Origin of the sequence: Tractidigestivibacter scatoligenes, assembly GCF_001494635.1 — a bacterium.
Lineage (GTDB): Bacteria > Actinomycetota > Coriobacteriia > Coriobacteriales > Atopobiaceae > Tractidigestivibacter > Tractidigestivibacter scatoligenes.
Genome location: NZ_LOJF01000010.1, coordinates 263,746 through 286,343 on the forward strand (window position 1 = coordinate 263,746; position 22,598 = coordinate 286,343).

Genomic DNA, 22,598 nt, shown 5'->3' on the forward strand with positions numbered 1-22,598 from the left:
GCTTGTGTCCGTTCTGCGTGGACGCAAGGCGAGAGGTGCTCGCGCACGCCCTGTGCGGCAGGCGCGTGGCGCCAACCTGCGCTATCCTTGTGCGTGCGCGGTCGCACCAGATGCGGTCCGCGAAGACATACGAACTCACACGGAGGACAGAGCCTTGCTGCCAGTCGAAGAACAGCTGAAGGTCATCACGTCGGGCACCATGCAGATTGTGCCCATGGACGAGCTTCGCAAGAAGCTTGAGCGCGGGGTGCCGCTCAACATCAAGCTGGGCGTCGATCCCACCAGCCCCGACCTTCACCTTGGACACGCAGTCCCCCTGCGCAAGATGCGCCAGTTCCAGGACCTGGGCCACAAGGTCACGCTCATCATTGGCAACGGCACCGCCCTTATCGGCGACCCGTCCGGCCGCGACTCCACCCGCCCGCCCCTCACCGAGGAGCAGGTAGAGGCCAACGCCAAGACCTACGTTGCGCAAGCCATGAAGGTGCTGGACCCCGAGAAGACCACCATCGTCCACAACGGCGACTGGCTTAAGCCCCTTGACCTCTCCAAGATGCTCAAGCTCATGAGCCAGTTCAACGTGGCGCGCATCCTCGAGCGCGAGGACTTCCACAACCGCTACACCAACGGCCAGTCCATTGCCCTGCACGAGTTCATCTACCCCGTCCTTCAGGCCTACGACTCCGTTGTGGTGAAGGCGGACGTCGAGATGGGCGGCAACGACCAGATCTTCAACCTCCTTGCCGGCCGCGACCTCATGCGCGCCATGGGCATGGAGCCGCAGGTGGCGCTCACCGTGCCGCTGCTCGTGGGCACCGACGGCGTGAAGAAGATGTCCAAGTCCTACAAGAACTATGTTGGCCTCACGGATCCCGCGGATGACATGTACGGCAAGATCATGTCCATCACCGACGAGCTGGTGCCGCTCTACTTCCGCCTGTGCTCCACGCTTTCCGTGGACGAGATTGACGCCATCGATGCCCAGTTCAAGGACGGTACTGCCGACCCGTACGCCCTCAAGCGCGAGCTTGCCCGCAACATCTGCGACCTCTACCACGGCGCGGGCGCGGGCGATGCCGCCCAGGCGGCCTTCGACGCCACGTTCAAGAAGGGCGAGGTCCCCGAGGACATCGCGGAGTTCCCGCTTTCCACGGTCCAGGTGAACGACGAGGGTAAGGTCTACCTGGCCAAGCTCCTGGTGGATGTGAAGATTGCCAGCGGCACGGGCGAGGCGCGCCGCCTCATCGACGGCGGCGGCGTCAAGATCGACGGCAAGGCCGTGGCGCCCAAGTGCTACAACGTTGACCCCGCACTCTTCTCGGCAGGCACCGTGCTGCAGAGCGGCAAGAAGCGCTGGGCTAAGCTGGTGTAGGGGGCTGCGTGAGACAAAGGGACAGTCCCTTTGTCTCAGGGGCGGCCGTCCCGCGCGGGTGGCGGGTTGTCGCTGCGTGGTCTTTTCGCACGTATGATGCGTCTGGCCTTGCCAGGCGCCCAATAGTTTCAGAATGGTTCATCCGTGGCCCGCGCACGTGTGGCGGGCTGCGGATGAACTTTTGTTGGCGAGACACTCAAGAGGTCTTCATGCACTTCCCCAACTTTCGAGATACGCATTCCGTGCCAGAGCTCCTGGCGCCAGCCGGCGGGCCAGAGGCGTTCAACGCTGCGCTTGCAGCCGGCGCCGACGCCATCTACTGCGGCTTGGGCAACAGCTTCAACGCCCGCCGCGGCGCTCACAACTTCACCGACGAGACCTTTGGCGAGGCGTGCCGCCGCGCGCACCTTGCCGGCGCTCGCGTCTACGTGACGGTGAACATCGCCGTTGCCACGCGCGAGATCCCGCAGGTGCTCGAGCTCATCCGCCGGGCCTGGCTGCTGGGAGCGGACGCCTTCATCATCCAGGACTGGGGGCTTCTCGCCGAGGTGCGTCGCAGCTGGCCGCAGATTGAGTGCCACGTCTCCACCCAGGCAAACGTGCACGACGCCCGTGGTACCGCCTGGTGCCGCGAGCTGGGCGTGGGCCGCGTGACGCTCTCGCGCGAGCTCTCGCTCGACGAGATGCGCACCATCGCGAAGGAGGGCGTGGAGCTTGAGGCCTTTGGACACGGGGCACTGTGCTTCTGCTACTCCGGCGTGTGCATGATGAGCTCGCTTGCCGGCGGGCGCTCGGCCAACCGAGGCCTCTGCGCGCAGCCTTGCCGTCTGCCATATGACCTGGTGGACGAGGAGGGCCACGCAATCGAGGCTCCCGGTCGCACGCGGCCCCTCTGCCCCAAGGACTATTGCGTTGTTGATGATCTTCCCCAGCTGCGTGACGCGGGCGTGGCCTCTCTCAAGGTTGAGGGGCGCATGAAGTCGCCAGACTACGTGTACGCCGTGATCTCTGCGTACCGTTCGGCGCTCGACGCGCTTGGCGCCGGTGGCGAGAAGGACTCGCGCGCCGACGCTGCGCGCCACCGCACGTTGCGCCGCGTCTTCAACCGCGACTTCACTGACGCCTACCTATGGGGCCGCTCCGGCGACGAGATGATGAGCTACGAGCGCTCCAACAACCGCGGCGAGCTGGTGGGCGAGGTCGTCTCGTCTCGCAAGCTGGAGGACACGCTGGTGCGGCGCGGCGGCTCGGATGGCGGGCGCGAGCGCATGCGGCGCCTCACCCGCGCGGACGTGGAGATTCGCCTTGACCAGCCGGTGGGGGAGGGCGACCTGCTCGAGCTGCGGCCGCTGGATGACCCCTCGCAGTTCCTCACCGTGCGCGCCGAGCGCGCGGCCGTAGCCGGCGAGACGATCACCTGCCGCGCTTCTCGGCCCATACCGGCTGGCGCGGTGGTGCGCGTGATTCGCTCGCAGGCGGCGATGGACGCCGCTGCGCGTGTCTCGGGGCTGGACGTGCCGCGTCGCCGTCCCGTCACCGTGAGCGTGCGGGCGCGCCTGGGCGAGCCCTTCTCGGTGACGCTTGCCTGCGCGGACGGGAGCGCCGTTGCCACGACTGAGGGCTTTGTGATGGAGCCTGCCCGCACCAAGGCTGTGACCAGGGAGGACCTTATCGAGCACGTGGGTCGCATGGGGCAGAGCCCCTTCGAGCCCGTCTCGTTTGAGGTGCAGATGGACGAGGGCGCAGGCATGGGATTCTCGGCCGTGCACAAGGTACGCGCACAGGCATGCGAGGCGCTTGAGCAGCAGATTCTTGCTCCGTACGATGCGCGCGCGGAGCGGCTTGCCGTTGCGCCCTCGGCACGCGGCGTGGCCGGGCGCCTGGCAGAGGTGCGCGAGAAGGACGGCCTTGCCGCGCCGGATGCGTGGACAAGGCCCGCGCCGGAGGCCTGTGCGCTGGTTGCTTCCGCCGAGGCGGCACGCTCTGCGTTTGACGCCGGTGCCACGCGCGTCTACGCGACGGCAGACGCGCTTGCGGATGGCGCCGCGTGGCCGGAGGGCGTGATTCCCTGGCTTGACGAGGTGTGCCGCGAGGGCGACCACGCACGTCTCGACCCCTGGGTGGGCGCCGGGCAGCCCGTGGGTGTGGGCAACGTCTCCGAGCTGGCGCTCGCCGCATCGCGCGGGGCGCTGGCCGAGATTCGCACCTGCATTCCTGTACACAACGAGAGCTGCCTTGTGGCACTCGAGGAGGCGGGGGCAGCGGGCTTCTGGCTCTCGCCCGAGCTCACGCTTGAGGAGGTCTGCGCACTGGCGGGGGCTGCCTCCGTGCCGGTAGGACTTGTGGTCTCCGGACGCGCCCGCGCCATGACCAGCGAGCACTGCGTGTTGCAGGCCGCCGGCCGCTGCATCCATGACTGCCCTAACTGCGAGCTGCGCCGCCGGCGCCTCTCGCTGCGCGACATCGACGGCAACCTCCTGCCGGTGCGCACGGACGTCCATGGGCGCTCGCGCATCTGGGCGGCGCACCCGCTGGATGCAACTCCGCAGGCAGACGCCCTTGTCGCAGCTGGCGTCACGCGCCTTATGGCCGATGCCACGCTCCTCTCGCCCGAGGAGTGCGCGTTTGCCGTCGAGCGCGTGGTGCGCGCGCTTGCCGCCGCGGCGGCGGGGAAGCGGCCTGCTCCTCGTGTGCAGGGCGCAACCTCCGGGCATCTTTTCACGGGCATTGGGTAATATGTCACCTTGTAACCCATCATTGCGCTAGGAATTCGCACATCGTGAGTTCGAGCGAGACTACAGGCGCGGGGGCACCCGCGCGGGAGGAGAGGACCATGGCAGAGAACGAGACCCCCAGCACCGAGCAGACCGCTGGCGACCAGGCGGCCGAGGCCAAGCCGGTGCTCAACCGCAAGCTTCTGTCCGAGACCATCGACATCATCCGCCAGAGCCTGCAGGCCGACGGCGGCGACATTGCCCTTATCGACTGCACCGACGACGGCGTGGTGACCCTCGAGATGCAGGGCGCCTGTGCTGGCTGCCCGCTCTCGACCTACGACATGTCCGAGGGCATCGAGCGCATCCTCAAGGAGCACGTGCCTGGCGTCACCCGCGTGCAGCCTGCGGTTCTCTAGGCCGGGTGCTGCCCCGTGTGGCTGAACGACTTCTACCACTCGCTGAATCCCATCGTGTTCACGCTTGGACCCTTCCAGGTGCGCTGGTATGGCATCGCGTACCTGGCGGGGTTCGTGTGCGCGGGGCTGGTGATTGCGCGCGTGGCCAGGCGCTGGAAGCTTGACCTTTCCACCGACGACGTCCTCTCGGTGATGATTGACGTCGCCGTGGGCGTCATTGTGGGCGCGCGCGTCTTCTACGTGGTGTTCTACGGCGCGGGGTACTACCTCGAGCATCCGCTCGAGATCTTCGCCCTCAACCAGGGCGGCATGAGCTTCCACGGCGGGCTGGTGGGCGCCCTTGTCGGCGGCACCATCGCGTGCAAGCGTTGGAAGCTCTCGGTGCTCACGGTGGCCGACCTCGCCGCCATTGGCGCGCCTATCGGGCTATTCTTTGGCCGCTGCGCCAACTTCGTGAACGGCGAGCTGTGGGGCAAGGAGACGTCGCTGCCGTGGGGCGTGATGTTCCCCACTGGCGGTGCGGTGTATCGGCACCCCTCGCAGCTCTACGAGGCCCTGCTCGAGGGCGTGGTGCTGTTCTGCGTTCTGTTTCGGCTGTCGAGGCGTCAGCCGGCGAGGCCGCAGGGCACCTTCATAGGGACGTTTCTCATGCTGTACGGCGTGTTTAGGTTTCTCATCGAGTTCGTGCGGCTGCCGGATGCACAGCTGGGATATCTTCTCGGCACCGGCTGGCTCACGATGGGCCAGGTCCTGAGCCTGCCGCTTGTGGTGGCGGGGGCTGTGGTGCTGGTGCTGGCCTCGCGGAACAATCGTCCGCAGGTGGGGCACCTCGACGCCGCGACGGATGACGTCGCGGCGGCGTAGCGGCGCGCCGGGGCGGGGCGCCGGGCCCCGCCACACATTCGGGCGCGAATCTGTATCCCGCGCAGGTCGATACACGTTCGGGCAACGAATCTGTATCGCGAGAGGCCGGGGGCTGCCACACATTCGGACACGAATCTGTATCCCGCGCAGGTCGATACACGTTCGGGCAACGAATCTGTATCGGCTGAGGCCATCGCCAGGCTCTTGTCTGTGGCTCTCCCAGAATCTGCGTGTTGAAACCTGCCGCATATGACCGCGACGCGGTGTGCACGCCTAGAACAGCAAATCTTTGATGCTCGTTCCCTTCACGTTGTCTTCATATCTCACACGTGCTCTGAACTGGGCATTTCCCGTGGCGATCACGATACGCTGCAAGCGAGGATAACTGGAAGCCCGAAAAACGCACCCACGTTTTCCTGCGCAAACCCCGTGTGCTGCAAGTTGGCTGTCTGGCACGTGCAAGAACCCTGTCGGCCTTTCTCGGAAACTTGATCGCTCGCCTGGCAAGTGCCCATATGCTTGGGCCATGGCAATCTATTTGGGACATACCACGGCTCTTGAGTACTGGCGCATCCACGACTGGCCGCCGGCGGGTGCGCCGGGGCCGGTTCGAATAGCTCGGCTTGGCTCGACCAACTCCTCGGAAAGGCAAGCAGCTGCCTTGGCTCCGTCGGTCATGGGGCTCACGACTCCTTGGGAAGTGCTCGTCAATAGTTCTGCTCGGCGCAACTGCACCTCTCTAGCAAGTCTCCGTTTCTGGAAGTGGGGAGGATTATTCCTACCGATTGGCAATGACGTCTTTGTTGCGTCTCCCGAGGACACGATTCTCCAGCTTTCACATGACTTTGACTTCCTCGAGCTGCTTCTTCTTAGCTACGAGCTCTGCGGCTCGTACCGCTTTCCGGTGCAAGGAGAAGAAACAACTTATGGACGCCCCGTCTGCTTGACGCCCGTATCGCTGCAGCGCGCGTTGGATGGGCGAGAAGGGATGCATGGCATAAAGAAAGTCCGTCTGACGTTGCGGTACTTGCTGCCAAGGTCTGCTTCCCCAATGGAGTCGGTGTTGGTACTCGTGCTCACCCTGCCCCCGCGTCTGGGCGGGTACGGATTCCCTGCGCCGGAGCTCAATATGCGCTGCTACGTCGATGAGTGCGGGATAACGTATTACATACCAGACCTCTGGTGGCGATATCGGAACGTGGTTCTGGAGTACTTTGGCGGGCGAGACCACACGGAGCTGCACGACATGGTGTCCGACAATCTGCGACGGAACGATCTGCTCGACAATGGGCAGCAGGTACTGGTTGCCGTGTATGAGCACCTGATCAACGGGGCGAGCATGGATCACCTGGCGGTGCAACTGTCTCATCAGCTTGGGCTTGGCGAGATTGACATGTCGCGAGAGGCGCGGGAGCGTCGGCGCGAGCTGAGGACTGAGCTTCTACGCTGGGAGGGCGGCCTGCCCCGGTAGAACGGTGAGAGCGTGCGGCGGCGGGTTGTCGGGCTGGGCGGGTACGTCCGGCGGATACACATTCAGGGTCCGAACGTGTATCGACCTGCGCGGGATACGGCTTCGGGTGCAAATGTGTGGCAAGCCCCGGCCCCTCGCCCCGGCCGCTCGCGATACAGATTCGGGCCCCGAACGTGTATCGACCTGCACGGGATACGGCTTCGGGTACGAATGTGTTGCGAGGTCGCTGCGCATTGAGGACTGCGAGCGCTTCTCGTCTATACTTCAGGCAACATTCAAACCGAGGGCACGGTTTGGGCAGCTGTGAGGCCTGCAAATGGATCCCGGTTCTACTCCGGGTCAGCAACCAGAACTGTGCTCAGTCGCGCGCGCCGCGTAATCGTTGGCGCTGCGCCATGAGGCTACCGTCGCCACTCGACGGCCCTGCCTGCCCTCGAGCTCCCAAGGGAGCACAAGACAGGGAGGCGGGGAATGAAACCCACGGAACCCACAACCATGCCTGTGCGACGGCTGTGCGACCGCATTCTGGCGGTGACGTTGTCGCTGGTCACGGCGGCGTCGATGGTGCCCACGCGAGCGCTTGCCGAGGCCGCGGCGGAGGCGTCGCCGGCAGCGACGGCAGCAGCCGCTTCGGCCGAGGCAAGCGCCTCCGATGCCGCGTCGGTCAGCATCTACTCGACCTACCTCACCACCAGCGCAAGCTCCACGAGCGGTACCTATGCCTTTGCCGCCTCGGACACGCTGTGGGCATGGGCGCGCGAGAAGGGCTCCGGCACCCCCATCGACCCCGCCACTCTCACCTACCAGTGGCAGGTCAGCAGCGATAACTCAACCTGGGAAGACATCCCGGGTGCCACCGCGCAGTCCCTCTCGCTTGCAAGCTACGCCGGTCGCTACGTGCGCTGTACGCTCGCAACCGCCGACGTCAGCTCCTCGCGCACGACGCGCAGCCGCAACAAGGTGGCTGCTGCCGGTTCGGTCAACCTCGTGAACGTGTCGCTGAGCAACGCCGGCAAGCTTGCCCCCGGCAACACCATCACCGCTACAGCAAAGGACGCAAGCGGTGCCGACGCCACCTCCAACGCCAGCGTGACCTGGTCGTGGTACGCCAGCGACTCGGCGTATGGCACGGGCGAGAAGATCGCAGGCGCCACAACCTCAACGCTTACCGTGACCTCTGACCTTCTCGGCAAGTACGTCTACGCAAGTGCGGACGGCGGCTACGGTGCAACCAAGAGCTTGGCAGCGGGCCCCGTGCAAGAGGCCGGCACCGTCATGCTGTACAAGGTGACGGTCGACGCGTCCGGCTCCGCGAAGGTTGGCCAGACCCTTACCGCCACGGCCTATACCAGCTCCTACACCCAAGCGTCCTCCACGGACGTCGTTCTCTACCAGTGGCAGTGGGCCGCAAGCAAGACGACAGATGACTCCGCGTTCACCGACATTTCGGGCGCCACCTCTGCCACCTTTACCGTTCCCGAGCAGACCTCTGACGGCACCTCGCTTCTGGGCACGTACCTGCGCGTCAAGGCAACAAGCGGCAACTCGGTGGTCTCGACCAGCGCGCCTTCCTACTACGGAACCACCGCGACTGACCCGGTGGGACCCGTTGCGCTTGCGGGCGCCTACGACGTCTCGAGCGTGAAGCTCTCGTCCTCGGCCACAAACGCGCAGGTAGGGGCAACGCTTACGGCGCAGCCTCAGTACGAGAAGACCAGCAGCTGGGGTTCGTACGAGACGGACCTGCCCTCGGACGCCAAGCTCACGTGCACCTGGTACGCGGCCGATGACGCGGCGGGCACCAACGCGCGCGAGCTCACGCCCGAAGACGGCGCCACCGGCGTCACGCTCAAGCTCTCCTCGCCCCTTGAGGGCAAGTACGTGTGGGCAAGCTGCAGTGCGCTCATGGCGTCTGCCGAGAGCGAGAAGAGCCAGGTCAAGGCTGCAGGTGCGTACGACCTCCACCACATTGTGCTGTCACCCTCGTCGAGTGCGCTTGTCACCGGCGACACTGTGAAGGCAGTGGTCTACGCCTCGCAGCTTTCTGGCAGCAACGTGGACGTGACCGGCAATGACGGCGTAAGCCTGCAGTGGTACGTCGCCGACACGCCGTCAGGTGAGTGGCAGCCGCTTGACGGCTGCACGTCCGCAAGCCTGCAGGTTCCGGAAAGTGCAGCGGGAAAGTACCTCAAGGTTGTGGCAACGAGCGGCACGGCCACTGTTGAAAGTACCTTTGACCAGGCCGTTGTTGGGGCCAACACGCTCGCGGGTGCCGCCGCGCGCCTCAAGAACGAGAACTGGCGCCCCTCTCTCACCTATGGCACCGACACCAACGTGAACGACGTGCTTCTCGCCAAGCTGGCAGACGAGGGCGTGGACACTACGGGGCTCGCCGTGCGCGTGAGCAACGTGTCCTTCTCGGACGCCGACGCCAACGCTACCGTGGGAATCTCCACCGCAGACGCGGACAACGGTGCCATCACGTACTTCTCGTGCGACACCGATAAGGTCTCTAGCTGGAACATTTCCTCGCTTCAGACGGTGAGCTCGATTACGTTTACGCTCACCCGCGGAGACGAGACCGTAACCTACACCCCCAACCGCACCTTCCAGGTGCCTTGGGACGAGAACGCCGCGCGCGCCGTGCTCCAGAAGAAGGCCGATGCCATTACGCTTGGCTTTGCTCAGGGCGACTCCGCGGACTCCGTGACGCAGGCCTTCACGCTGCCCGCAAGCCTGGGCGGTGCCAGTGCAACGTGGACCGCAAGCGACAGCTCCGTGAGAGTATCCGGAGAGAGCTGGGACAGCACGCTCACGGCAACGCCCACGCGCGGCTCTTCTGACACGCCAGTCACCCTTACGGCAACCGTGTCCTTCACGGGCTACGGTATGCCCGAGGTCTCGGTGACCAAAGACTTCCCGATTACCGTCAAGGCAGACCCAGAGGCGGTGGCTGCAGCTCAGACCGAGCTTGTGGCTAAGGTCGAGAGCAGCTTCGCCTACGACAAGGTGACCGCTTTCTCCACCGGTGACGTCATCGACCCCACCGCGGTGACTGGCGATCTGCAGCTTCCCACCACGCGCACGCTTGGCGTGGACGGCAAGTACTACGCCGTTGCGTATAGCAGCAACGATTCTCTCGTCAGCTTCAATGGGTACCACGCAACGGTTGTGCGCCCGCTTGGCACCGCGCGCACCGTTACCATTACCTGCACGGTTACCGACAAGTCAAACCCCGAGATAACCTCATCGAAGTCGCTAGAGTTCACGCTCTCTCCCGTGAGCGAGCAGGAGATTGACGCGGCGGTTTCGCTTATGGAGAAGGCCAAGGCGGGGTATGCCCTGGCGCTCCTTGACGGACAAGACGCCAGCAACGTGACAGGTAACCTGCGAAGTTTCCTGGGCGCCTACGAGGACGCATCGGGGAACCTCGCCTGGGCGCGCGACCGCGCCACGCAGTCCGCGCACCCCGGCATTGTGCCGGTTGACCTGCCCGGATACAGCGACATGGGCGGCATGACCTGGCGCACCTTCAAGTCCAGCCGTCCGGACGTAATCTCCAACGAGCTTCTCGCCTATACCCAGCCCACCGACAACACGCGGGTTACCGTTACCTCGCGCCTTGCTGACGAGCGCTTCCAGGCCTACTACGAGTTCTACAAGGATGACCCCACGGTAAGCGACCAGCTCAAGGCCAAGCTGGCAAGCCTTGTAGACCAGGACGTCTCGGCCACTATTACGGTTACGGGCACCTCGGGCAAGGACGCGCCGGAGCAGGTTACCGCTAGCTGCTCGGTTATTGGCTCCAATGCTGCTGGCGCCAACGTGAGCTGGGCGCCGGAGACCTCGCTTTCCGTCGAGCCGGGAACCACCGCGGCAGGCCTCACCAAGAAGATCCTTGATGCCAACGGCATCACTTACGACAATGGCCTCTACACCTTTACCAAGGACGGCAACTCGCTGGGCTATGACGCCGCAACCGGCAAGTGTTGGCAGCTCTTCATCAACGGCGAGTCTGCCACGGTGATGGCGTCGAACTACGTCCTCAAAGAGGGCGACCAGGTTGTTTGGTACTACTCCGCCTGGGGAGACTCGCTTCCTGGCCAGGTTACTGGTTCGGTGAAGGTGATTGGCAAGGACGCCTCGGGTCTGGATCAGGTGTGGGCCGATACCACGTCGCTCACGCTTGTCGAGGGTTCGACGGCGGCGGATCTCTCGGAGGCGGCGTTTTCTGCGTGCGGCCTCACGCGTGCCTCGTCTACCAGCAGCTGGGGTTACTACCTGAGCACCATCACTTCGCCCGTGGACGGACGTGTGTTGGGCTGGGATGCCTCGACGGGCGCGTACTGGCACCTGTTTGTAAACGGTAAGGCGTCGCAGGTTGGCGCAAGCAGCGTGAACATTGCCAACGGCGACGAGGTCGTCTGGTACTACTGCACGGATTCTGACAGCCTTCCCAAGAGCGATGCGCTGGTAGTGGACCCATCGGCAACGCGCCCCACAAGCCTGAGCGCCGCTTGGCCTGGCTACAAGGGCACGGACGAGACGGGCGTAGTGCGCGGGCTCGCCACACCAGTGCCCGGCTCAAGCACCTATGCTAGGCTTGACTGGGCGCGGTCACGCACTACGACCAGCATGTTTGTCAACGCGAGCGACGCGATTGTCGTTAACGGCGACGTCTACGATGCCGCGCAGACGCAGCTCTATCGCCGTGACGCGTCCACGGGTGTGGTTCTTGACGAGGCGCGCCTGGCTGCAAGCGTGGACTCCACTGCGCGCCTGCAGTACGCCGACGGTCTCATACTTGTGCCGCTGCACGGAGGCCGTATCCAGGCGCTCACGGCAGACACGCTGACCACGGTTTGGGTCTCGGCCGCGCTGCCTGCCTCTACCAGTGCGAGTGGCAAGGCCGTTGACCAGCAGCTCCTCTCGTCCGTCACCGTGCGTGACGGCAAGGCGTACTTCTCGACCGTGGCACCTGACGGCAGCGATTCCTGCGGAGGCTACGTGGCCTGCGTGAGCTTGGCTGACGGCAGCCTTGTGTGGTCGCACGAGGGAACGGACGCAGGCTACTACTGGACGGGCGCCGTGCCCACTTCTGCCGGCGTGCTTACCGCCAACGACGAGGGGCGCGTCTCGCTGTTCGATACCGCTACGGGGGAGGAGCTTTCCTCGGTCGAGCTGGGGACGCGTTGCCGCGCACAGCTGGCAGTGAGCGGAAATACGGTCTACGCGGTCACGACCGACGGCACGCTGCACGAGCTCTTCCTGGGTTCTGACGGCTCGCTGACGGCAGGCCGCAGCGTGAGGTTCGGCTCGTACTCCACCTCGTCGCCTGTCATCTGCGACGGGCGAATCTACGTGGGCGGTTCCTCCTCCGCAGACGTGACGCGCGGCGCGCTCTTCGTGATTGACCTTGCCTCCATGAGCGTGGTGCACGAGGTACTGGTGCCTGCGACCGCTGTCGAGGGCCAGGTGGGGACCGGTGACGTTAAGAGCGCACCTCTGGTGAGCGTTGCCCTCGATGGCAACACGTACGTGTACTTCACAAGCAACGGCAAACCTGGCGGCGTGTACGCCTACCGGCTTGGGGACGCCGAGGCCACCACGCTCTACCAGCCCGCGAGCGACCTCTGGCAGTACTGCATGAGCTCCATCGCCTGCGACGCAAGCGGCAACCTCTACTATTTCAACGACTCCGGCACCCTCTTCAAGCTGGACGCGGGCGCAGCCACGGCCGCGCCGGGCGAAAAGGGCCAGGGCGGCGAGAACAACGCTGGCTCTGCTGGCGGCAGGGGCAACGCTGGTACCAACGGTAACGCAGGTGGTAACACTGCGGGCAGCGCCTTTGGCAACGCCACGTCGACCTCATCCGCAGCGAAGCCGTCAAAGCCTCACGTAACCGTCTCTGGCGGCAATGCGTCGACTGGCTCCGCGACAGCCGACGCCCTCGCGTCAGAGAACAGCTCGCTTCTCGGCAGCTACTCCTCGGAGGACGTGACCGCCGTCACCTCCACGGGGGCCAAGGAACCCGCTGAAACCGGCGAGACTTCTGCAAGCGAGACTTCAGCGAACCAGTCGGGCCTTCCCATCTGGCCCATCATTGGCACCTGCGTTGGTGCGGCGCTGCTCATCCTGCTGCTTGCCACGCGTCGTCGCCGCGGCGATGACGGAACCGCCGAGGGGAGGCGCGGCTAGATGTCAGACAACGGCATGAAACTTGACAGTCAGCAGCCAGCAAACGGCAAGCACACTGCCAGGGTGATTCTCGCGATTCTCGCCGCTGCGCTCATTGCCTTCTGCGTTTGGGCGATGTCCGTCTACGCGCAGGGCGGCGACCCGCTTGCCTGGGCAACCGGGTCTGCTGCATTCCAGACCACGACCGAGGAGGGCCAGCCCGCCGACCAGGACGCCGCTGTGTCGCAGGAGGCATCTCAGGCGCTCAAACTCACCACGGACGACGTCTACTCCGCTCTTGCGACGCTCCAGTTTGACGGCACAGACGTCTCGCTCGAGAAGGGCGTTGCCCGTGTGGTCCTCTCCTCAGATGGCATCTGGGTTGAGGAGGCAAGCTCCGCTGATGCGCCGGACATGGTGCTTGTCTGCGCTCAGCGCTCGGCTGCCCTTGCGGCCTGGGCCTCTGAGCAGGGTGTGGGTATCCCAGGTGCCACCTGGATTTGCGAGGACGGCACCGGCGCCGTGCGCATGGCCATAACCATGCCCACGGCCGGTGCCCCTACCACGGGAGACTTGGCAACGCTCCTCTCGGCAGCAACTGGCTACGGAATCTCCGGCGACGCGTACGCCAAGCTGAACGCAGACAACATTTCCCAGTTTGCTGGCGTGGCTCCGACACTTCCGGACGGCACGGCCGTCTCGATCAATGCCAACGTCACGTCTGCTGGCGAGAACCTCTCCGCTACAGATGTCGCAACGCGTCAGAAGGACGTCAGCTCCGGGACAGTTGGCGTCACTGGCACTGGCACGTCCAGCGGCGTCGGGAGTTCCTCGTCGGCAACCGGCGCGCAATCGGGAAGCTCGTCCGCGCAGTCCACGCAGAACGCCAAGGTTCGCGTCACCGTGACCATCGACGCCCGTGCTGACGGAGGATCGTCCAGCTCGTACACCGTCTCGCTCGACCCTGGAGCCACCGCATACGACGCCCTGGTGGCAACCGGTGCAGGCGTCAACGCGCGCAGCACGGCCATGGGCATCTACGTTGCTGCCATCAACGGATATGCCGAGAAGGACCAGGGCGGGGAGAGCGGCTGGAAGTACGCGGTTAACGGGAGCTACCCCAACTACTCGGCGGGCTCCTACACCCTCGCGGATGGCGATGCGGTGACGTGGGTCTACGTCACGTCGGCATAGCGTCAGAGATTAGAAAGTGCGTCATACTCGTCACATGCTGACCATGCGAGACACACACACCGCCTTCGACACCTGCCACCCGGCTGTGCCGGCGACGTACTTTGCCGCAACCATCCTCATCGCCATCTTCGCGATGCAGCCGGTCTGCGTGGGCATCTCGCTGGCCGGTGCGCTTGTGTTCTCGCTTGCCGCGCGTGGATGGCGACGCACGCTCGGCGGCCTTCGCTGGCAGCTGCCCATGGTGGCCCTTGTCGCCGTGGCCAACCCTCTCTTCTCGGCGTCTGGCTCCACGCTGGTGGCGCAGCTTGGGCCTATGGCTATCTACCAGGAGAGCATTGCCTACGGCGCCTGTGCTGGAGCGCTTCTGGTGGCGGTGGTCCTGTGGTTTGAGGATGCCGCCTGCGTGCTCACGCAGGACCGTCTGCTCCAGCTGGGTGCCCGCGTTCTTCCAACGGTGACGCTTGTGACCTCGATGGCAGCGCAGCTGGTGCCCCAGCTCATGCAGCGCTCGCAGACCGTGCGGGCAGCCACGCTCGCTACCACGGCGGCCGCACCGGAAGGCTCGCGCGATCGCGGCGTGCGCGTGGCCGACCAGCTCATGAGTTGGTCGATGGAGGATTCCATCGAGCGCTCCGACGCCATGCGCGCCCGCGGGTGGGGTGCCACGGACCGCCGCAGCTGCTATCTGCCGGATTCCTTCCGGAACTCCGACGCGTTTGCGCTTGCGGGTATTGTCCTGCTTGCCGCCGTGAGTGCATTTCTCGTCTACGCGGCTTGCTCGCAGTGGCACTTCTATCCCACCATGCCGCGCCTGGTTGCCTGGTGGGGCTATGCGCCGCATGCCGTGCTGGCATTCCTTCCCACGGCGCTAGACCTGGGACAACGTCTTCGATGGGGGAGGGTTGCATGAATGCGCTCGAGCTTAGGGACGTGAGTTTCTCCTACCCCGCAACAGACACAGAGCCCAGCCCCGCGCCGGTTCTTGAGCATGTCTCGCTCGTTGTGCCCGAGGGAGCGTTTGCGCTGCTCACGGGTAGTACCGGCTCTGGTAAGTCGACGCTTCTGCGCCTGGCCAAGCCGGAGGTGACGCCGGCGGGCGCACTTGTCGGCCACGTGCTCGCGTTTGGCAAGGATGTGCGCACGCTCTCGCCGGTGGAGTCCGCGCAGACCGTGGGGCTCGTCTTCCAGAGCCCCGACAGCCAGATTGTGTGCGACACTGTGTGGCATGAGATGGCATTTGGCCTGGAGAACCTGGGGACGCCGGTGTCCGAGATGCGTCGCCGCGTGGCTGAAACCTGCATGTTCTTTGGCATGGAGCCCTGGTTTCGCCGTCAGACGGCAAGCCTCTCCGGCGGTCAGCGCCAGATGCTCGCACTTGCTGCAACGCTCGCCATGCGGCCGCGCCTGCTGCTTCTGGACGAGCCCACTTCGATGCTCGATCCGGTAGCCGAGAAGGACTTCCTAGCCATGCTTTTCCGCGCAAACCGCGAGCTGGGAGTCACCGTTGTTGTGGCAACGCATGCGCCCGAGCCCATGCGCGACGTGGCTACCTGTGCCTTTCGTGTGGAGCAAGGCCGCGTGCGCGAGCTCTCGCTTAACGAGGCCATTGCTGCCTGCGCCTTTAGACCGGAGGTAGTGAAACGCGCCACCGGCAAGCCAACTGTCAGCCACTCGAAACCCGCACTCTCGCTGCGCGATACGTGGTTTCGTTACGAGCGCAATTCCGACTGGGTCCTGCGCGGTCTGGACCTCGCGGCGCCCGAAGGCGAGGTTACGGCAATCGTCGGCGGCAATGGCTCGGGCAAGACGACCCTCTTGCAGCTGGCGTGCGGCGTTCTTGCACCGCAGCGCGGACGTCTTTCTCGTCCCCATGCGGCGTCGCAGGCGTACCTGCCGCAGAGCCCGCGTGCCATTCTCTCTGCGCAGACCGTACGCGAGGAGCTCATGCTCTGGTCAAAGGGCGCGGGCTACGGCGAGGCCCAGGTCACGGCAATGATGGAGCGCCTGGGGCTCACGGGCGTGGCGGCGAGAAACCCGCTCGACCTCTCCGGTGGCCAGCAGCAGCTCGTGGCCTTTGCAAAGCTGCTGCTCACAAGGCCAAGCCTGCTCATTTTGGACGAGCCTACCAAGGGCCTCGACGCCGCAGCTCGCACGAAGCTTGCCCGTCTCGTGCAGGAGCTGCGCCAGGAGGGGAGGAGCGTCCTTCTCGCCACGCACGACCTTGCGTTTGTCTCTGCGGTGGCAGACTCCGTGTCGCTGCTCTTTGACGGGACCGTGACGTGCACAGAAGGACCCGACGAGTTTCTCGCCGGGTCTTGGCTCTACCATGCGTGAGTTGTGGCGCGCCGCCGCGTGAACGTCGTGCCGTCAGCGCGCCGTCGGCTGCTGGCTAGAAGGTGAGGAATGGCTCCTCCATGCCCTCTTCTTCGAGGTCATCTTCCGAAAGGTCGTCAAGGTCCTCCATGTCCTCGAGCTCGATCTCGTCGCCGTCATCCTCGCCCCAGCCGTATGCGCTGGCGGCAAGCTCGTCCACGCTCGTGTCGGGAAGTGCGCTCGTCACCGAGCACAGGCCGTCAATGGCGGGCACGATCTTCTGCCACTGCGTGATCACCGGGTCCTGCGGCACGCCCTCCAGCTCAACAAGGGAGTCGAGGTAGATCTCGCTTGCGCCCTCAAGCAGGTCAGACTCGGCGCGCACGCTCGCGAACTTTGACGCAAACTTCTCGAGGGCCTCGTCCGCCGAGTCCGCCTCAACCACGCACGGCATGAGGCAGTAGTTGTTTGCCTGGTCCTTGTCATCGTTGTAGCTAAAGTTTCCAACGTAGAGCATGGGGCCTCCTCCGGTCGATGGGTGCGGCACATGCCCATCTTAGGCAATTCTGCGCAGGTTGGTGGTTGTTTCCTGTAAGCGGGCGGTACGCTGTGGCATAGAGTGTTGCGTGCGGGTTTTCTGACGAGAAAGGCAAGGGCCATGGCAACGAGCAGCGCGAGCGCAACCTGCCAACGTGTCATCGCTGCCCTCGAGGTGCCGTCGATAGTCGCCGTTCCCGCGGTTCTCGTTGCCTGTGCCGTGAACGGCGTGCAGGCGGCCGCGGGGCTCACGCTTCTGGTGGTGGTTCTCTGCGTGGGGCTCTTCATGGCCAGCTTCGAGGCCTCACGGCCTGCGCTTCGACAGGTCATGCCCACTGCCACGCTCGCGGCGCTGGCGGCGGCCGGGCGAATCCTCTTTGCCCCCATTCCCGACGTCAAGCCCGTCTCGGCGATTGCCATTGTCGTGGGTGCCACGCTGGGCAGGAGCGAGGGCTTCATGGTGGGTGCGCTGGCTGCGCTGTTGTCGAACTTCTTCTTTGGCCAGGGCGTGTGGACGCCCTGGCAGATGTATGCGTGGGGGCTTGTCGGCTACCTCGCGGGCGTGCTGGGCGAGCGCGGTCTTCTTAGGCGCCGCGGCGCGTTGCTCGCGTACGGGTTTCTCTCAGCACTCTTTTACGGGGCGATTCTCAACGGCTGGTACGTGATTGGATACGTGGAGCCCATCACCTGGTCTACCGTGGCCGCAGCGTATGCGGCTGGGCTTCCGTGGGACTGCCTGCACGGAGCCGCCACGGTGGGCTTCCTCGCGGCGATATGGGTGCCGTGGGGCGCGCGCATCCGACACGCCGTCGCGAAGTACGGCCTGTAGCTGCAAGTCCCGGCCTACGGCTGGAACTTTCGGGGACTGCCCCCGATACACGTTCGGAGCCGAATCTGTGACCCGCCCAGGTCGATACACATTCGAAGAACGAATGTGTATCGAACCGCCGCCTCAACCAGCCCCCAAGCCCCTCTTCACTCCCCAAATGTGAAGAAACCCGGACTTCCACCCCGCGCCGCGCCACCCCGCACCCGCTCACCCTTGCGTCGCAGCCGCCAGAGAGTAGAATTTCTTAGGTTACATGGGTATCGACCGCGTCCGCAGCCCCCACGGCCGCCAAAGGGCGGCATCCGGCCGCGCACAGTCGCACCCGCATCAAGTACAAGCGCGGACCTCGCAGCCAGGCTCGCGCGCGGTGTGGATAGGAGACTCAATGTCCGGACACTCTAAGTGGGCTACCACCAAGCACAAGAAGGCGGCCATCGACGCCAAGCGCTCGTCGCTCTTCTCCAAGCTCTCGCGCAACATCACCGTTGCCGCCAAGATCGGTGGCGACCCCAACCCGGACAACAACGCCACCCTCGCCGCTGCCGTCCAGCGCGCCCGCATGGTCTCCATGCCCAACGCCAAGATCAAGGCAGCCATCGACAAGGCCTTCGGTGCCGGCGCCGACGCGGCCGTCTACGAGGAGATCACCTACGAAGGCTACGGCCCCGCAGGCGTTGCCGTCTACGTTGACTGCCTGACCGACAACAAGAACCGCACCGCCGCAGACGTCCGTTCCGCCTTCACGCACGCTGGCGGCAACCTGGGCACCTCCGGCTCCGTCGCGTTCCAGTTCGAGCGCAAGGGCTCCATCGCCGTCGAGAAGGTCATCCACAGCGACGAGAAGAAGGTCCCCGACCGCGAGAACGCCGTGGACGAGGACGAGTTCATGCTCGCCGTGGCCGAGGCCGGCGGCGAGGACTACGAGGACGCCGGCGACGAGTGGATCGTCTACACCGCGTACGACAAGATGCAGGACGTCCAGAAGGCGCTCGAGGCCCAGGGCATCGAGGTCAAGGGCTCCGAGCTCACGATGATGCCCACCACCCCCACCGACGTCTCGGTCAACGACGCCAAGAAGGTCCAGCGCCTCATCGACCGCCTGGACGAGCTCGAGGATGTCCAGAACGTCTACAGCACCATGAACGTCACAGACGAAATCGCCGAGGCCCTCGCAGAAGACGAGGACTAGGCACGCATCGGCGCCGGTGACCCTAAGGCACCGGCGCCGCTCTCTTCTCGGCGTCTGTTCGCAATGCTTCCAAGCCAAACTCCCGTACAGGGGAAAGGCCTATGACACTTCTCGAACTGTTCCATCTGCTGCGCAAGCACCTCAGGCTTGTCATCCTGCTTCCCATAGCCTGCGCAGTAGTCACCGGCGTGTACGCCCATTTCCTCCCCAACCAGTACACGGCCAGCACTTCGATGTACGTTCTCTCCAAGTCCACGGCAGCAGACGGCACCACAGCGGTCACCCAAGGCGACCTCTCTGCATCCCAGATGCTCACCAACGACGTGGCCACCCTCATCAAGTCGGACCGCGTGAAGGGTGACGTGGCCAAGCAGCTGGGCCTCGACGGCCTCAACGGCTACAGCATCGACGTCACAAGCTCCACCACTACGCGCGTGATTGATCTCGCCGTTACCGGTACGGACCCCAATGAGTCCGCCCAGGTGGCTAACGCTCTGGTGGCGGACGTCTCGGACGTTGCCGTGCAGGTCATGAACGTGCAGTCCGTCAACGTGATCGACTCTGCCGTGGCACCCACCTCGCCCTCTGGCCCCAGGCGCGCGCTGTACACGGCAGTGGCGTTTCTCGTCGGGCTCTTTGCCGCAATTGTGATTGTGGTTGTGGCAGACATGGCGGACACGCGCGTGAGAAACAGCAAGGACGCCGAGGTGATCGCTGACCTGCCTGTTGTGGGCCACTTCCCAAAGGTCGAAGGGATGTAAGCAGATGCCTAGGAGAAACCAGCGCGCCGAGGAGCAGGGCCAGGCAGTTGCAAACGCTGCGCAGACCCTCTTTGCCAACATTCGCTTCATGAGCGTTGACAATCCCGTCCACGTCCTTGCCATCACGTCTTCCATCTCCAACGAGGGCAAGACCTTCGTCTCTATGAACCTCGCCTCCGCCATCGCGGCATCCGGCGCCTCCACGCTCCTCGTTGAGTGCGACATGCGCCGCCGCAGCATGGCAGCCCGCATTGGCGTGCACGCGCAGTCTGGCATCTACTCCGTGATGACCGGCCAGGTCTCGCTGGAGCAGGCGGCCGTGCGCACGCCTACCAAGAACCTGTACTTCCTGGATGCCGAGCCGCACATTCCCAACCCCTCGAACATCCTCAACTCGCACCACTTCCAGAGCTTCCTGGACAACGCCCGCAGTCGCTTTGACTACGTGGTCTTTGACACTCCGCCCGTGACAACCTTCGTGGACGCGGCCGTCCTGGGTACCAAGGTTGATGCCGTGCTGCTGGTTGCACGCGAGAACTTCGTCAAGCGAGCCGAGCTTCAGCAGGCTGTTGATCAGCTCCGTGCTTCTGGCTGCAACCTTGCCGGCATCGTGATGAACGGCTGCGACTTTGGCAAGGGCAACAGCTACTACTCGTACTACTACGAGAATGGCGAGGGCGGCCGCCGCAACCGCGCGGAGGAGGAGTCGAACGCTCCAAAGTTCGTGCCCGCCAAGCCCCAGCAGTCATCCGCAAAGTCCGCCAGCAACGCGCGCAAGGGTGGCGCTGCCCCTCAGCAGTCCGTCCCGGCAGGCCCGCCTCCGCGCAGGAGCCAGGCTCAGCCCGCGGCTCAGCCCGCCCAGTCGCAGGCCCGTGCGGCCCAGCCCCAGGTGGCAACTGCGCAGCGTCCCGTCCAGCAGCCACAGGTGGCAACGCAGCCGCAGCTCCAGCGCACCCACATGGCCGGCCCCGGTGACACGGCCATGTACCAGCGCTTGGCGGAGCAGTCCCGCGTTGCGCGTACTGGTCGCAGCTACCCGCGCTACGATGAAGAGGACTACTAGCCAAGGGTAGAAAAGCGCCATTGTGCACGATATTCACTGCCACATACTTCCCGGTGTAGACGACGGCTCCTCCTCTATGGAGGAGTCGCTTGCTATGCTTAAGGCCGCGCGTGCCGCCGGCGTGACGGAGATAACCTGCACGCCTCACTGCCGCGACCCGTACTTTGACTACGATGCCATGTGGCAGGCCTTCTACCAGCTGCAAGACGCTGCGGGAGACTTCCCCCTCCACATGGGCTTCGAGGTTAACCACCACAAGCTCATGGACCTGGGGATGGGTTGGGCGCGGGTGCTTGGCTGCTACGGCACGGCGGACTTCTTGTTGGAGCTCTCGGTAAACGCATCGCCTTCGCGCTTTGCGGACTACGAGAGGACCATCTTTAAGCTCCAGGGGATGGGCTACAACGTAATCATTGCGCACCCAGAGCGCTACGTGGCGGTGCAGAAGGACGTTGGCCTGGCTCGGGAGCTGGTGGACATGGGCTGCAGGCTCCAGGCCTCCGCGGACTTCATTGCAGGGGGGCGTCTGGGTGCCGAGAAGCGCCCGGCCATTGAGCTCATGAAGCAGGGCCTCTACACGTTTATTGCGAGTGACGCGCACTGCGTGAAGCACTACCAGTACCTGGCCAAGGCGCTGAGAAAGTACGGGAGCTGCCTTGCGTAGACCAAGGGCAGCCTGCTGCCTGTGCACAACATGCCAAAGGCTACAGGCTATGGGCTTGGTTCGACATACCGATGTGATGATTGTGACGTGCAGGACTGAATGTCCTTTCCATTGGCCTGAAACGCGACCAAGACATAGAATGGACTTACACCAAAAGATAAATTGTGATCCCCGAAAATTGCTCGGGGGGAGGTCTTCGTGGAGCGACAGAGTTGCGAACAATTATGCTTGGCTGAAGCCGGTCAAGCATCGAGGGAGCAGGCGTCGGTAATGCCCTCTAAGTCTCGCAAGTCTACCGAGTTCACAACTCTCCAGGGCACCAAGGATGCCGTAGCCACCTCTGCTAACTCGGAGCGCATCACCGGCGTAGGGTATCAGGACGACGATAAGGTCAGGGCTTCCGTGGAGCGCCTTGCGCATCGGTATGGCTACCGCTTTGTCAAGCGGCTATTCGATATCGCCTTTAGCCTCCTGGTGTTCGCCCTGTTCTGGTGGGTCTACGTTATTGCTGCAATTGCAATAAAGATCGATGACCCAAATGGCCGGGTTTTCTTCGTGCAAGAGCGCATGGGCAAGAACGGGGTGCCCTTCAAGATGTTCAAGTTCCGCTCGATGTACGCGGATGCCGAGGAGCGCCTGGTCGAGCTTAGGGACCTCAATGAGAAGGATGGTCCGGTCTTCAAGATCAAGGATGACCCACGCATCACCAAGGTGGGCCGATTCATCAGGAAAACGAGCATCGACGAGCTGCCACAGTTCTTCAATGTGCTTCTTGGTAACATGAGCATTGTGGGTCCGCGTCCTGCACTGAAGAGAGAGACTGATCTCTACACGTCGCACCAGCGTGAGCGTCTTCTCGTTAAGCCAGGCATTACGTGCTACTGGCAGACGAGAATGAACCGTGATCTCATCAGCTTTGACGAGTGGGTTGACCTTGATCTGCTCTACATCAATCAGTGCAGCGCCTGGGCGGATTTCAAGCTTGTGATTCAGACCGTTGGGTGCGTTCTTACGGCACAAGGAAACTAAAA

16 protein-coding genes are annotated in these 22,598 nt (G+C 64.2%); 15 read left to right on the forward strand and 1 reads right to left on the reverse strand.

All coding sequences use genetic code 11. The features are described 5' to 3' along the window. Positions 1 to 154 precede the first annotated feature (154 nt). From tyrS to AUL39_RS08245, 9 genes are all read left to right on the forward strand, one after another. Positions 155 to 1,372, forward strand: coding sequence for a tyrosine--tRNA ligase (gene tyrS / locus AUL39_RS08205; RefSeq protein WP_059055165.1), 1,218 nt, complete (start codon positions 155 to 157; stop codon positions 1,370 to 1,372). A 242-nt stretch (positions 1,373 to 1,614) separates the two neighbouring features. After that, entirely contained in the window at positions 1,615 to 4,107 is a 2,493-nt protein-coding gene (locus AUL39_RS08210; protein WP_235810806.1) for a U32 family peptidase, read from the forward strand. 98 nt (positions 4,108 to 4,205) lie between these two features. Then, positions 4,206 to 4,505 carry a NifU family protein gene (locus AUL39_RS08215; protein ID WP_082667328.1) on the forward strand — a complete coding sequence of 100 codons (300 nt, stop codon included), beginning with the start codon at positions 4,206 to 4,208 and terminating at the stop codon, positions 4,503 to 4,505. Positions 4,506 to 4,520: 15 nt separating this feature from the next. Next, positions 4,521 to 5,369: a prolipoprotein diacylglyceryl transferase gene (gene lgt / locus AUL39_RS08220; RefSeq protein WP_059055170.1), complete on the forward strand. Its 849-nt coding sequence runs from the start codon at positions 4,521 to 4,523 to the stop codon at positions 5,367 to 5,369. A gap of 1,051 nt (positions 5,370 to 6,420) precedes the next feature. Then, positions 6,421 to 6,840 carry a hypothetical protein gene (locus tag AUL39_RS11110; RefSeq protein WP_160327057.1) on the forward strand — a complete coding sequence of 140 codons (420 nt, stop codon included), beginning with the start codon at positions 6,421 to 6,423 and terminating at the stop codon, positions 6,838 to 6,840. 471 nt (positions 6,841 to 7,311) lie between these two features. Beyond that, positions 7,312 to 13,038, forward strand: a complete 5,727-nt coding sequence (locus tag AUL39_RS08230) for a DUF4430 domain-containing protein (protein ID WP_059055173.1) — start codon at positions 7,312 to 7,314, stop codon at positions 13,036 to 13,038. After that, positions 13,039 to 14,211: a DUF4430 domain-containing protein gene (locus AUL39_RS11365; protein ID WP_059055175.1), complete on the forward strand. Its 1,173-nt coding sequence runs from the start codon at positions 13,039 to 13,041 to the stop codon at positions 14,209 to 14,211. A 34-nt stretch (positions 14,212 to 14,245) separates the two neighbouring features. After that, positions 14,246 to 15,121 carry an energy-coupling factor transporter transmembrane component T family protein gene (locus AUL39_RS08240; protein WP_059055177.1) on the forward strand — a complete coding sequence of 292 codons (876 nt, stop codon included), beginning with the start codon at positions 14,246 to 14,248 and terminating at the stop codon, positions 15,119 to 15,121. Next, positions 15,118 to 16,545 (forward strand): ABC transporter ATP-binding protein, encoded by a 1,428-nt coding sequence (locus tag AUL39_RS08245; RefSeq protein ID WP_059055179.1) that lies wholly within the window; start codon positions 15,118 to 15,120, stop codon positions 16,543 to 16,545. Before AUL39_RS08240 ends, AUL39_RS08245 begins: the two co-directional genes overlap by 4 nt. Positions 16,546 to 16,600: 55 nt before the next feature. Here AUL39_RS08245 and AUL39_RS08250 read toward each other — a convergent pair whose 3' ends face one another. After that, entirely contained in the window at positions 16,601 to 17,041 is a 441-nt protein-coding gene (locus tag AUL39_RS08250) for a hypothetical protein (RefSeq protein WP_059055182.1), read from the reverse strand. Between the two features lie 141 nt (positions 17,042 to 17,182). Between AUL39_RS08250 and AUL39_RS08255 the strand changes: the two genes are divergently transcribed. From AUL39_RS08255 to AUL39_RS08280, 6 genes are all read left to right on the forward strand, one after another. Beyond that, positions 17,183 to 17,890, forward strand: a complete 708-nt coding sequence (locus AUL39_RS08255; protein WP_059055184.1) for an ECF transporter S component — start codon at positions 17,183 to 17,185, stop codon at positions 17,888 to 17,890. 385 nt (positions 17,891 to 18,275) lie between these two features. Further along, positions 18,276 to 19,079, forward strand: a complete 804-nt coding sequence (locus tag AUL39_RS08260; protein ID WP_059055186.1) for a YebC/PmpR family DNA-binding transcriptional regulator — start codon at positions 18,276 to 18,278, stop codon at positions 19,077 to 19,079. A gap of 101 nt (positions 19,080 to 19,180) precedes the next feature. Further along, entirely contained in the window at positions 19,181 to 19,840 is a 660-nt protein-coding gene (locus AUL39_RS08265) for a YveK family protein (RefSeq protein WP_059055188.1), read from the forward strand. Between the two features lie 4 nt (positions 19,841 to 19,844). Then, positions 19,845 to 20,903, forward strand: a complete 1,059-nt coding sequence (locus tag AUL39_RS08270; protein ID WP_059055190.1) for a CpsD/CapB family tyrosine-protein kinase — start codon at positions 19,845 to 19,847, stop codon at positions 20,901 to 20,903. Positions 20,904 to 20,925: 22 nt separating this feature from the next. Continuing rightward, the gene (locus AUL39_RS08275) at positions 20,926 to 21,567 is read left to right on the forward strand and encodes a tyrosine-protein phosphatase (protein WP_059055192.1); all 642 of its coding nucleotides are present in this window, start codon (positions 20,926 to 20,928) and stop codon (positions 21,565 to 21,567) included. A gap of 270 nt (positions 21,568 to 21,837) precedes the next feature. Then, positions 21,838 to 22,596 carry a sugar transferase gene (locus AUL39_RS08280; RefSeq protein ID WP_082667329.1) on the forward strand — a complete coding sequence of 253 codons (759 nt, stop codon included), beginning with the start codon at positions 21,838 to 21,840 and terminating at the stop codon, positions 22,594 to 22,596. Positions 22,597 to 22,598: the final 2 nt, after the last annotated feature.